This is a genomic window from Isoptericola sp. NPDC056618, from assembly GCF_042792715.1.
GTDB classification, from domain to species: Bacteria; Actinomycetota; Actinomycetes; order Actinomycetales; family Cellulomonadaceae; genus Isoptericola; species Isoptericola nanjingensis.
In genome coordinates this window covers 17,167-27,444 of sequence record NZ_JBHTVZ010000028.1, presented here as the reverse complement: position 1 = coordinate 27,444, position 10,278 = coordinate 17,167, and the positions used below count along the sequence as shown (strand labels likewise).

The following is a 10,278-nucleotide window of genomic DNA, read 5'->3' as shown; positions in this document are numbered from 1 at the left end:
GGGGCCCCGCCGTGGTTTTCCCCCCCCCGCCGTGTTAGCCCCACCCCGGCCTCGGTTGTACGCTACCTCCCGTGGTTGCGCGCGTGGGGGGACCGCCCGTTAGGCGGCCCCCCCTCTCGCCCTCCCTCGGCTGGGTCAGAAGTCCCAGTCGTCGTCCTCGGTGGCCACGGCCTTGCCGATGACGTACGACGAGCCCGACCCGGAGAAGAAGTCGTGGTTCTCGTCGGCGTTCGGCGACAGCGCGGCGAGGATGGCCGGGTTCACGGCCGTGTCCTCCTTGGGGAACAGCGCCTCGTAGCCCAGGTTCATGAGGGCCTTGTTGGCGTTGTACCGCAGGAACGCCTTGACGTCCTCGGTGAGGCCGAGCTCGCCGTACAGCGCGTCGGTGTACTCGACCTCGTTCTCGTACAGCTCGAAGAGCAGCTCGAACGTGTAGGCCTTGAGCTCGTCCTGCTCGGTCTGGCTGACCTGCGCCAGGCCCTTCTGGTACTTGTAGCCGATGTAGTACCCGTGCACGGCCTCGTCGCGGATGATGAGGCGGATGAGGTCGGCCGTGTTCGTGAGCTTGGCGCGGCTGGACCAGTACATCGGCGCGTAGAAGCCGGAGTAGAACAGGAACGACTCGAGCATCGTCGAGGCGACCTTGCGCTTCAGCGGGTCGTCGCCCCGGTAGTAGTCGAGCACGATCTCGGCCTTGCGCTGCAGGTGCGGGTTCTGCTCCGACCAGGCGAACGCCTCGTCGATCTCCCGCGTCGAGATCAGCGTCGAGAAGATCGACGAGTAGCTCTTGGCGTGCACCGACTCCATGAACGCGATGTTGGTGTACACCGCCTCCTCGTGCGGGGTCAGCGCGTCGGGGATGAGGGACACCGCGCCGACCGTACCCTGGATGGTGTCCAGCAGCGTGAGGCCGGTGAACACGCGGGTGGTCATGAGCCGCTCGGCGTCGGTGAGCGTGTGCCACGACTGGATGTCGTTCGACACCGGCACCTTCTCCGGCAGCCAGAAGTTGCCGACCAGGCGGTCCCAGACCTCGAGGTCCTTCTCGTCCTGCAGCCGGTTCCAGTTGATCGCACTCACGCGATCGATGAGCTTGAGCTTCCCCGTGGGCGCCATCTCTGTCTCTTCCCCGAATTCCTGATAGTTGCTCGACGCGGTCACAGCATGCAGCTGACGCAGCCCTCGATCTCCGTGCCCTCCAGGGCCATCTGACGGAGACGGATGTAGTACAGCGTCTTGATCCCCTTGCGCCAGGCGTAGATCTGGGCGCGGTTGACGTCGCGCGTCGTCACCGTGTCGGGGAAGAACAGCGTCAGCGACAGGCCCTGGTCCACGTGCTGCGTCGCGGCGGCGTAGGTGTCGATGATCTTCTCGTAGCCGATCTCGTACGCGTCCTGGTAGTAGTCCAGGTTGTCGTTCGTCATGTACGGCGCCGGGTAGTACACGCGACCGAGCTTGCCCTCCTTGCGGATCTCGATCTTGGCGGGCACCGGGTGGATCGACGACGTCGAGTTGTTGATGTAGCTGATCGAGCCGGTGGGCGGCACGGCCTGGAGGTTCTGGTTGTAGATGCCGTGCTCCATGACCGAGGCCTTGAGCGCGCGCCAGTCGTCCTGCGTCGGGATGGCGACGCCGGCCTCCGCGAAGAGCCGCGCGACGCGCTCGGTCGCCGGATTCCACTCGCCGTCGGTGTACTTGTCGAAGTACTCGCCGGTGGCGTACTTGGAGTCCTCGAACCCGCCGAACGCCTTGCCGCGCTCGATCGCGAGGCGGTTCGACGCCGCGATCGCGTGGTACGCGACCGTGTAGAAGTAGAGGTTCGTGAAGTCGACGCCCTCGTCGGAGCCGTAGTAGATCCGCTCGCGGGCGAGGTAGCCGTGCAGGTTCATCTGCCCGAGGCCGATGGCGTGGCCGAGCTCGTTCGCGCGACGGATCGACGGGACCGACTCGATGCTCGTCTGGTCGGAGACAGCGGTCAGCGCGCGGATCGCGGTGTCGATCGTCTTGGCGAAGTCCGGCGAGTCCATCGTCTTCGCGATGTTCAGCGAGCCGAGGTTGCAGGAGATGTCGCGGCCCACGTGGTCGTAGGACAGGTCCTCGTGGAACGTCGACGGCGTCGACACCTGCAGGATCTCCGAGCACAGGTTCGAGTGGGTGATGCGGCCCTTGATCGGGTTCGCCGCGTTCACGGTGTCCTCGAACATCACGTACGGGTAGCCGGACTCGAACTGCAGCTCCGCGATCGTCTGGAAGAAGTCGCGGGCCTTGATCGTCGTCTTCGTGATGCGGTCGTCGGCGACGAGCTCGTCGTACTTCTCCGAGATCGAGATGTCGGCGAACGGCTTGCCGTAGACGCGCTCGACGTCGTACGGGCTGAACAGGTGCATGTCCGCGTTCTGCTTGGCCAGCTCGAACGTGACGTCGGGGATGACGACGCCGAGGGAGAGCGTCTTGATGCGGATCTTCTCGTCCGCGTTCTCCCGCTTGGTGTCGAGGAACCGCATGATGTCGGGGTGGTGTGCGTGCAGGTACACCGCGCCGGCGCCCTGGCGCGCCCCGAGCTGGTTGGCGTACGAGAAGGAGTCCTCGAGCAGCTTCATCACGGGGATGACGCCGGACGACTGGTTCTGGATGTGCTTGATCGGCGCGCCGTGCTCCCGGACGTTGCTGAGCAGCAGCGCCACGCCGCCGCCGCGCTTGGAGAGCTGCAGGGCGGAGTTGATGCCGCGCGCGATGGACTCCATGTTGTCCTCGATGCGCAGCAGGAAGCAGGACACGGGCTCGCCGCGCTGCGCCTTGCCCACGTTGAGGAAGGTCGGGGTCGCCGGCTGGAACCGTCCGGAGACGACCTCCTCGACGATGTCGCGCGCGACCTGCTCGTCGCCGTCGGCGAGGCCGAGCGCGACCATCGAGACGCGGTCCTCGAAGCGCTCGAGATACTTCTTCCCGTCGAACGTCTTCAGCGTGTACGACGTGTAGTACTTGAACGCGCCGAGGAACGACTCGAACTGGAAGTCCTTCGAGTACGCGAGCCGGAACAGCTCCTTGACGAAGGCGCGCGAGTACTTCTCGAGGACCGCCGGGTCGTAGTACTTGTTCTCGATCAGGTAGTCGAGCTTCGCGTCGAGCGTCTCGAACTGGATCGTGTTCGGCAGCACGTGCTGCTCGAAGTAGGCGGTGGTGGCCTCGCGGTCCTTCTCGAACTGGATCCGGCCGTCCGCGCCGTACAGGTTCAGCATCGCGTTGAGGGCGTGGTAGTCGAGCTGCACGCCCTGCAGCGGCACGGGGGTGGCCCCCGCGAGCTCCGGGTCCGTCGTCGAGCTCACGCCGAGATCAGTGACTGTCGTTGCCAAAATCGTCCCAATCCGTCACGGACGCGCGTGGCGTCCTCAGCCGTCCCCAGGAGTTCGAAGGCGTACAGGTAGGGCACCTGGCACTTCGCGGAGATGATGTCGCCGGCGATGCAGTAGGCAGCGCCGAAGTTGGTGTTCCCCGCGGCGATGACGCCGCGGGCGAGCGACCGGTTGTGCGGGTCGTTGAGGAACTCGCGCACGCGCCGTGGCACCGCGCCGCCCTCGTTGCCCCCGCCGTAGGTCGGGACCATGAGCACGTAGGGCTCGGTCACCGTGAGGAAGCCGTCCTGCTTGCGCACCGGGATCCGGTGCACGGACATGCCGAGCTCCTCGAGCCCGAGACGCTGGACGAACCGGTGGGTGTTCTCCGACACGCTGGAGAAGTAGACGAGAGAACTCATGTTCAGCCTCCCCCCGGATGCTGCTACCAGGCCCGACGCGCTGCGTCGAGGAACACGCACGGCGCCCCGGGTCGGGTGTCGAAGCCCGGGGCGCCGGCCGTTCGTGGGGTGCGGGGCCGCGGCCTGCGGGCCCCGCGTCCTGTCGAGTCTGTGCCGAGGTGCGCGTCAGGCCGAGACGGCCTGCTGCGCCGCGACCGCGGCGATCTGGTCCGGGCGGAAGCCCGACCAGTGGGTGTCGCCGGCGACGACGACCGGGGCCTGCAGGTAGCCGAGCCCGCGGACCATCTCGAGCGCCTCGGCGTCCTGCGTGATGTCGACCACCGAGTACTCGACACCCTTCCGGTCGAGGGCGCGGTAGGTCGCGTCGCACTGCACGCAGGCCGGCTTGCTGTAGACCGTGATGCTCATGTGTCTCTCCCTCTCTGCGCTCCCCGCCGGGGGGCTTCGTCCGACCGGTGTCGCGACCCTGCGAGCCGGTCCCCTCGACGGGCCTCGAAAGGGCCCGGACCAGGGATGACGCCCGTGGAACTACGCCGGTGTGCTTTGTTCGAAGGGCTGTGCGCCCCGCGTGCTCCAAACACTACACCTAGTGGTCGGGGCGCGCGCGGGGCCGACATCTTGTGGTTGACACGGCTGTCATTCGTCGAACACCCCTCGCCTCGCACCCTCTCTCACAGCGTCCCACGGGGGTCCGACAGCCCTCGTCCACAGGGCGCACGGCGCGCCGTCAACACCGTCTCGGGCCGACCTTCCGCAGCACCGTGCGGATCTCGTCCGGATGTCCACAGGCGGTGGGCGACGGACGTCCACAGCGTGTGCGCGACGACGCGTCCCCGCGCTGCGGGGCCCCGGTCCGGCCGACCCTCGAGCTCCCGCCCGGGAAGGGCCCGGCAGATCGGACATTCCCGGCGCGGAGCCGGCCGAAAACTCGTCGACGTCATCGGCGTGTCGCGCGCGGTGGTGTGTCGCACACCCGCGGGCGACCGTCAGTCGACGGAGCGCCACCCGGCGGGGTCGACGCCGCCCGGCACCGCCGTCGCCGGGTCGTACGGCGTGCGGGTGAGGTGGAAGGTGCCGACGTCGAGGGCCTCCGCGGGCGTGCCGGTCGCGACGGGCCGCAGCCGTTCCCCCCGCCAGTAGCCGCCCGCCACGCCGACCCAGCCGCCGTCGGGCGCGGGCCCGAACACCGTGCTCCGGCCGTCCGACGCGCTCAGGTCCAGGCAGCCGTCGGGGCGCACGGACAGCGTGTACGCCATCGGCCCCCAGTACCAGGTCCCGGCCAGCGCCAGGGCGCCGGGGTCGGCGGGGCCGGCGGAGACGGGGACGGGAGCCGGCCCGTCCAGGAGGTCGAGCAGGAAGGACGCGTCGCCGAACCCGGCGGTCGAGCTGCCGCAGACGGCGACGACGTCGCCCGTCGCGGGGTCCGCGCGCAGCGTCGCGGTGAACCCCGGCACCGAGCCGCCGTGGCCCACCGTGCGCCGGTCGGGGTGCCCCTCGTCACCCTGCGCGTGGTGCACGGACACGCCCAGCCCCCACGCGGACGTGAACGGCACGTCGTCGTCGACCACCGCCCGTGGCACCGCCATCCGGCGCCGCCACGCGAGCGGGAGCACGTCGTCTCCGGCGGCGTCACCGGCGGCGCCGCCCGCGCCCACCAGCCACGACCCGAACCGCACCAGGTCCGACGGGGTCGACCACACCTCCCCCGCCGGCCCCATCGCGCCGTAGGCGGCCACGGGCTCGACGAGGACGCGGTCGGCGTCGGGGTGCACGGCATATCCGACGGCGGCGTCCCCCGACGGCGTCCGCCCGGTGCTCGTCATGCCCAGCGGCGCCCAGACCTCGTCGCGCAGGACGGCGTCCCACGACCGGCCGTGCGCCTCCTCGAGCAGCCGCCCCAGCACCGCGAAGCCCACGTTCGAGTAGTGGTGCCGCTCCCCCGGCTCCCACAGCGGCTCGACGCCGGACGGGACGAGCCCGTCCCACGGCCCCGCGCCGTGCCGTTCCCACCACGGCCCCGGCGGCTCGGCCGGCAGGCCCGCGGTGTGCGTGAGCAGCTGGGCGACCGTGGCGTCCGGGGCGGGGGCGTCCGCGAGATGGCGCCCCACCGGGTCGTTCAGGCCGAGCCGCCCGGCGGCCACCAGCCGCAGCACGGCCACGGCCGTCATGGGCTTGGTGATCGACCCGATCCGGAACGCCGTGCCCGGGCCGGACGGCGCCCAGCCGGCCGTGCCGGTCCACGCCACCTCGCCGGAGCGCCCCACCGCGGCGGACAGGGCCGGCACCCGACGCTCCCGGCACCGCACGCGCAGCGCGGCGTCGAACCGGGCGGCCTCGTCCGGCGTGGGGATGGGCGACAGGTCGGGGCGCGCGGCGGTCATGCCCGCACGGTAGTGCCGAACAGGCGGTTGACATCGCTATCGCGGTCTCGAGACCTCGCTCACGGCGTCAACCGCCTGTGCGGCAGGGCCGGGTGCCCGTCAGCGGGAGACGGCGGCGGTGACCGGCGGCACCTCGCCGGAGGTGACCAGCCGGCGGTACCAGTGGGCGGAGTCCTTCCAGGTGCGCTCGCCCGTCGGGTAGTCGACGTGCAGGATGCCGAAGCGCTTGGAGTAGCCGTAGCCCCACTCGAAGTTGTCCATGAGCGACCACGCGAAGTAGCCGCGCACGTCCGCGCCCGCGTCGCGCGCGGCGCCCACGGCCCCGACGTGGTCGTGCAGGTAGGCCACGCGGCGGTCGTCGTGCACGCGGCGCTCGCCGTCGTCGACCACGAGCTCGTCGTCGAAGGCGGCGCCGTTCTCGGTGACCGCGAGCGGCAGGCCCGGGTACGTCCGGTGCAGCCGCAGCAGGAGGTCGGTGAGCCCCGAGGGCTCGATGTTCCAGCCCATCGCCGTGTACGGGCCGGGCTGCTCGGCGAACTCAACGTCGGTGACGCCGATCCACGGGCTGTGGCTCGACGCACCGTGGCCGTCGTTCTCCGACCGCTCCCCGTCCCCGTCGAACCGCCGCACGGTGACCGTCGAGTAGTAGTTCACGCCGAGGACGTCGAGGGGCTGGCGGATCCGCTCGAGGTCGCCGTCGCGGACGAACGACCAGTCGGACACGTGCGCGGTGTCGGCGAGCAGGTCGTCGGGGTACGCGCCGTCGAGGATCGGACCGAGGAACGCCCGGTTGGCGAGCGCGTCGATCTTCCGGACGGCGTCGGCGTCTCCCTCGGACGCCGCGTCCGCCGGCCGGATCGCGTGCAGGTTCAGGGTGATCGACACCTGCGCGCCCGGCAGCACCTCGCGGATCGCCTGCGCGGCGAGCCCGTGCGCCAGGTTGAGATGGTGGACGGCCGCGAGCGCCGCGGCGGGCTCGGTGCGGCCGGGCGCGTGGACGCCGGAGCCGTACCCCAGGTAGGCGGAGCACCACGGCTCGTTGAGGGTGGTCCAGGCCTCGACGCGGTCGCCGAGCTCGGCGGCCATGTGCCGGGCGTACTCGGCGAAGGCGTACGACGTCTCCCGGTTCGCCCAGCCGCCGGCGTCCTCGAGCTCCTGCGGCAGGTCCCAGTGGTAGAGCGTGACGAACGGCCGGATGCCGCGCTCGCGCAGCGCGTCCAGCAGGTCGCGGTAGAACGCGACGCCCTCGGGGTTGAGAGGGCCGCTCCCGCCGGGCTGCACGCGCGACCACGAGATCGACAGGCGGTAGGCGCCGACGCCGAGCCGGTCGAGGTGGTCCACGTCCTCGGCCCAGCGGTGGTAGTGGTCGCACGCGACGTCGCCGGTGTCGCCGTCGCGGGTGCGCCCGGGCGTGTGGGAGTACGTGTCCCAGATGGACGGCCCGCGGCCGCCCTCGGCGGCGGCGCCCTCGATCTGGTAGGCGGCGGTCGCGGTGCCCCACAGGAAGTCGGCGGGGAACGTGCGGGCGGCGATCGCCTCGCCGACCGTCTCGGTCGCGGCGGCCGTGGACGTGCTGGTCATGGTTCTCGGTCCTCGATCCTGGGGGGTCATGGCGGGTGGCAGAGGAGCGTGGGAGCGCTTCCACACTCCCGTCAGTGTAGGTCACGGGATGGGGCCGGACCCGGAGGACGTCGCGGTCGAGCACGCGGTCCGTCGCGTCATGCCACCGGGTGGCGCGACGGGCCGCGTGCTCGAGAGCGGCTCAGACGGTCAGGGTGACGGTGCCGGGGCCGTCGCCGGTGGCCGTACGGGTCCCCGCCCGGACGGTCCAGGCGCCGGGGGCGTCGTCGCTCGTGACGGCGACCTCGTCGCCCGCACGGCGGACGTGGAAGTGCGCCGTCTCCCCGCCGGGCCCGCCCGTCGGCACGGGGGTGACGGCGTCGTAGCCGTCCGGGAGCTCGACGCAGCGCAGCTCCACGCCGTCGGCCCACGCGTAGTCGGGCCGGTCGGTCCGCGCCCCCACGGGCAGCACGGTGCCCGGGCGCACCAGCACCGGCAGGGAGTCGAAGCCGTGGGTCTCGGTGACCCACCGGGGGCCCGCGACCGTCTCGGCGTGCCCGCCGTCCGCGCCGTCGAGGAGCCGCGTCCACGTGCCCTCGGGCACGTAGTACTCGACCGTGCCGTCGGCCCGGAAGACCGGGGCCACGAGCAGCGAGCCACCCAGCATGTACTGCATGTCGACGCCGAACGTGGCCCGGTCGCGAGGGAACTCCAGCACCATCGGCCGCATGATCGGCGTGCCTGCGGCGTGCGCCTCCTCCCCCGCCTGCGCGAGGTAGGGCATGAGCGACATCTTCAGGTGCGCGAAGCGGCGCGCGACATCGACCGCCTCCTCGTCGAAGGCCCACGGCACCCGGTACGACGACGAGCCGTGGAAGCGCGAGTGGCTCGACAGCAGGCCGAACGCGAGCCAGCGCTTGAACACCCCGGCGTCGGGGGTGCCCTCGAAGCCACCGATGTCGTGGCTCCAGTAGCCGAAGCCCGACAGCGCGAGCGACAGCCCGCCCCGCAGGGACTCCCCCATCGACGCGTACGTCGAGTCGCAGTCGCCGCCCCAGTGCACCGGGAACTGCTGACCGCCCGCCGTGGCCGACCGCGCGAAGACGACGGCGTCGCCGCGCCCGCGGCGCCGCTCGAGGAGGCGGAAGACCAGCTCGTTGTACAGCTCGGCGTAGTAGTTGTGCATCTTGCGCGGGTCCGAGCCGTCGTGCCAGACCACGTCCTCGGTGGGCACCCGCTCGCCGAAGTCGGTCTTGAACGCGTCCACGCCCTGGTCGAGCAGGCGCTCCAGGTGGCCGAGGTACCAGTCCGCGGCCTCCGGGTTGGTGAAGTCGACCAGCGCCATGCCCGCCTGCCACAGGTCCCACTGCCACACCCCGCCGTCCGTGGTGCGCAGCAGGTAGCCCTTGGCGCGACCCTCCTCGAACAGCGGCGAGCGCTGCCCGATGTAGGGGTTGATCCAGACGCTCACCTTCAGACCCCGGTCGTGCAGGCGGGCGAGCATGCCCTCCGGGTCGGGGAAGACGCGCGGGTCCCACTCGAAGTCGCACCACTGGTACTCGCGCATCCAGAAGCAGTCGAAGTGGAACACGCTGAGCGGCAGCCCGCGCTCGGCCATCCCGTCCACGAATCTCGTGACCGTGGCCTCGTCGTAGTCGGTGGTGAACGACGTCGACAGCCACGTGCCGTACGACCAGGCGGGCACGCGCGCCGGCCGCCCCGTGAGCGCGGTGTAGCGGCGCAGCACGTCCTTCGGCGTCGGGCCGGCGATGACGTAGTACTCGAGCGACTGGCCCTCCACCGAGAACTGGACGCGCGTGTTCACCTCGGACGCGACCTCGAGCGACACCCGCTCCGGGTGCGCCACGAAGACGCCGTACCCCTTGCTGGTCAGGTAGAGCGGCACGTTCTTGTACGCCTGCTCGCTGGACGTGCCGCCGTCCTCGTTCCAGACGTCGACGGACTGCCCGTTCTTGACGAACGGCCCGAACCGCTCGCCGAGGCCGTACACGTGCTCCCCCGGCTCGAGCGTCAGCTGCTCGTGCACCCAGGTGCCGCCCTCGAGCGGGCCCGACGTCGCGCTCATCGCGCCCACGGACTTCGGCAGGCTGGAGGTGAGCACCCGGCCGTCGTGCTCGACGTCCACGTGCCACCCGCCGCCCCGGTGCACCCGCACGGAGAGCCCGCCGGTCTCGAGCACGCCCTCCGTCTCGTCGACCTTGACGACCGGGAGGAAGCCCGGCTCGCCCTGGACGGCGAACTCCGGCCCGCGGCGCGCGGCCCCCGCGAAGTGCTCCACGCGCACCCGCACGACGCCCGGCGCGGGCGAGGAGTACGTGACCGTGAGCATCGGCCGGTTGAGCGTGTCGCCCCGGCGCCGGACCGGCGCCGTCGGGGCGTACACGGTCATCGTGCCCGCGGTCTCGTCGACGCGGACGTCGTCGACCTCCACCGCGTACAGCGGCGCGATGCCACGGCGGGTCTGCCAGTAGCCGTCGGTGAACTTCATCAGGTGCACCTACTCCGTGCTGTCGTGTCGATGATGGCGGAGCGCCCGGGAGCACGCCGCGCGAGGGGGTGGTG

Annotated in this window: 7 protein-coding genes; all 7 read right to left on the bottom strand. The window is 71.1% G+C overall.

Features of this window, described 5'->3' with window-relative positions:
* Nucleotides 1-135 precede the first annotated feature (135 nt).
* The 7 genes from nrdF to yicI all read right to left on the bottom strand — a co-directional run bounded on the left by nrdF (nt 136) and on the right by yicI (nt 10,204).
* A complete protein-coding gene (gene nrdF, locus ACFQ8T_RS20840; RefSeq protein WP_430548374.1) occupies nt 136-1,116 on the bottom strand; it encodes a class 1b ribonucleoside-diphosphate reductase subunit beta in 981 nt (326 codons plus the stop codon).
* Nucleotides 1,117-1,157: 41 nt separating this feature from the next.
* Nucleotides 1,158-3,284 (bottom strand): class 1b ribonucleoside-diphosphate reductase subunit alpha, encoded by a 2,127-nt coding sequence (nrdE, locus tag ACFQ8T_RS20835; protein WP_430548382.1) that lies wholly within the window; start codon nt 3,282-3,284, stop codon nt 1,158-1,160.
* A 38-nt stretch (nt 3,285-3,322) separates the two neighbouring features.
* The gene (gene nrdI, locus ACFQ8T_RS20830) at nt 3,323-3,754 is read right to left on the bottom strand and encodes a class Ib ribonucleoside-diphosphate reductase assembly flavoprotein NrdI (protein ID WP_430548373.1); all 432 of its coding nucleotides are present in this window, start codon (nt 3,752-3,754) and stop codon (nt 3,323-3,325) included.
* Between the two features lie 165 nt (nt 3,755-3,919).
* Nucleotides 3,920-4,162 carry a glutaredoxin-like protein NrdH gene (nrdH, locus tag ACFQ8T_RS20825; protein ID WP_416345666.1) on the bottom strand — a complete coding sequence of 81 codons (243 nt, stop codon included), beginning with the start codon at nt 4,160-4,162 and terminating at the stop codon, nt 3,920-3,922.
* A 578-nt stretch (nt 4,163-4,740) separates the two neighbouring features.
* The gene (locus ACFQ8T_RS20820) at nt 4,741-6,135 is read right to left on the bottom strand and encodes a serine hydrolase domain-containing protein (protein WP_430548372.1); all 1,395 of its coding nucleotides are present in this window, start codon (nt 6,133-6,135) and stop codon (nt 4,741-4,743) included.
* A 99-nt stretch (nt 6,136-6,234) separates the two neighbouring features.
* On the bottom strand, nt 6,235-7,716 hold the full coding sequence (locus tag ACFQ8T_RS20815; protein ID WP_430548371.1) for a GH1 family beta-glucosidase: 1,482 nt from the start codon (nt 7,714-7,716) through the stop codon (nt 6,235-6,237).
* 181 nt (nt 7,717-7,897) lie between these two features.
* Nucleotides 7,898-10,204 (bottom strand): alpha-xylosidase, encoded by a 2,307-nt coding sequence (yicI, locus tag ACFQ8T_RS20810; protein WP_430548370.1) that lies wholly within the window; start codon nt 10,202-10,204, stop codon nt 7,898-7,900.
* Between the last annotated feature and the right edge of the window lie 74 nt (nt 10,205-10,278).

What these genes read in the sequence shown, in the direction of transcription:
- nrdH (WP_416345666.1), bottom strand. Translation starts at nt 4,162, where the DNA reads ATGAGCATCACGGTCTACAGCAAGCCGGCCTGCGTGCAGTGCGACGCG.
- nrdI (WP_430548373.1), bottom strand. Translation starts at nt 3,754, where the DNA reads ATGAGTTCTCTCGTCTACTTCTCCAGCGTGTCGGAGAACACCCACCGG.
- ACFQ8T_RS20820 (WP_430548372.1), bottom strand. Translation starts at nt 6,135, where the DNA reads ATGACCGCCGCGCGCCCCGACCTGTCGCCCATCCCCACGCCGGACGAG.
- ACFQ8T_RS20815 (WP_430548371.1), bottom strand. Translation starts at nt 7,716, where the DNA reads ATGACCAGCACGTCCACGGCCGCCGCGACCGAGACGGTCGGCGAGGCG.
- nrdF (WP_430548374.1), bottom strand. Translation starts at nt 1,116, where the DNA reads ATGGCGCCCACGGGGAAGCTCAAGCTCATCGATCGCGTGAGTGCGATC.
- yicI (WP_430548370.1), bottom strand. Translation starts at nt 10,204, where the DNA reads ATGAAGTTCACCGACGGCTACTGGCAGACCCGCCGTGGCATCGCGCCG.